We start from the raw sequence: 1,195 nt of genomic DNA, 5'->3' as shown, positions 1-1,195 counted from the left end.
GGCCACGACAGCGTCGCGGTGTTCGCCGTGGAGCGGGACGGCGCGGCGCTGCGGCTGGTCGAGGCCACGCCGGTGGGCGGCAAGTTCCCCCGGCACATCGCGCTCGACGCGGCCGGCCGGTTCCTGCTGGCGGCCAACCAGAACTCCGACAACGTCACCACGTTCGCCGTCGACCGGTCCACCGGCCGGCTGCGGCAGGTCGGCACGTCCGCCGCGGCGATCCCGGTCTGCGTCGCACTGAAGGGGTAACTCCGGACGGGTCAACTTCGGCCGGCGGCACCGTCCACAGTGGTAGGCCGGGTGCATGAAGCTCCTCGCGCTCGCGCTGCTGATGGCCCTGACCCCCGCACCGGCCGCGCCGGAGCTCGTCGCGTTGGGTGACTCCTACGCGGCGGGCCTCGGCGCGGGCGACGAGGCGTCCGACGACTGCCGGCGCAGCCCGCACGCGTACCCGGTCCTGTGGGCCGAGCGCAACGGCGCGTCGCTGGTGCAGGTGGCGTGCGCGGGAGCCCGGACCGACCAGGTGATCGCGCAGGCGGAGCGGATCACGTCCGCGACGACGCTGGTGACCATCACCGCGGGCGGCAACGACGCCGCGTTCAGCGACGTCATGACGACGTGCACGCTCAAGGGCGACGACGAGTGCGCGCAGCGTGTCGGTGTGGCCGAGCGGTTCATCCGCGACGAGCTGCCCGGCCGGCTGGACGCGCTGTACGGGGCGGTGCGCGGCCGGACGTCGGCCGAGGTGGTGGTGCTGGGCTACCCGCGGTTGTTCGCGTTCGAGTCGTGGTGCCTGATGAGCGAGGGCAAGCGGCGTTCGGTGAACCACGCGGCGGACGCGCTGGCCGGGGTCACCGCCGACCGGGCGAAGGCGGCCGGGTTCGTGTTCGCGGACGTGCGGGCGAAGTACGAGGGCCACAGCGTGTGCGCCGACGACCCCTGGCTGAACGGCCTGGTCCTGCTCCCGGTGGACCGCTCCTACCACCCGAACAGGGCAGGTCAGGAGTCCGGCTACCTGGCCGCCCTGACCGAGGCCACCACCACCACCACCGCCACCAACGCCACCAACGCCACCAACTGACCCCTCCTTCCCCCCCCCCCCGCCGCCCGCCCCGCCCAAACCCCCAGCCCCCCCAGTTGGATCAACACCCCCCCCACTTCCCCCCCCAACCCCACCCCGACCAAACCCCCCGAG

2 protein-coding genes are annotated in these 1,195 nt (G+C 73.7%); both read left to right on the top strand.

Annotated elements, in window-relative coordinates:
• The coding region (locus AB0G02_RS30965; protein ID WP_360801046.1) for a beta-propeller fold lactonase family protein at positions 1-249 on the top strand (249 nt) is incomplete at its 5' end.
• Between the two features lie 55 nt (positions 250-304).
• On the top strand, positions 305-1,081 hold the full coding sequence (locus AB0G02_RS30960) for an SGNH/GDSL hydrolase family protein (RefSeq protein ID WP_360801043.1): 777 nt from the start codon (positions 305-307) through the stop codon (positions 1,079-1,081).
• The last annotated feature ends 114 nt before the right edge of the window (positions 1,082-1,195 follow it).

The sequence above is a fragment of the Actinosynnema sp. NPDC023658 genome (assembly GCF_040639995.1).
In the GTDB taxonomy this organism is placed as follows: Bacteria; Actinomycetota; Actinomycetes; order Mycobacteriales; family Pseudonocardiaceae; genus Actinosynnema.
This window is presented reverse-complemented; position numbering and strand designations above follow the sequence as displayed.

What these genes read in the sequence shown, in the direction of transcription:
- AB0G02_RS30960 (WP_360801043.1), top strand. Translation starts at nt 305, where the DNA reads ATGAAGCTCCTCGCGCTCGCGCTGCTGATGGCCCTGACCCCCGCACCG.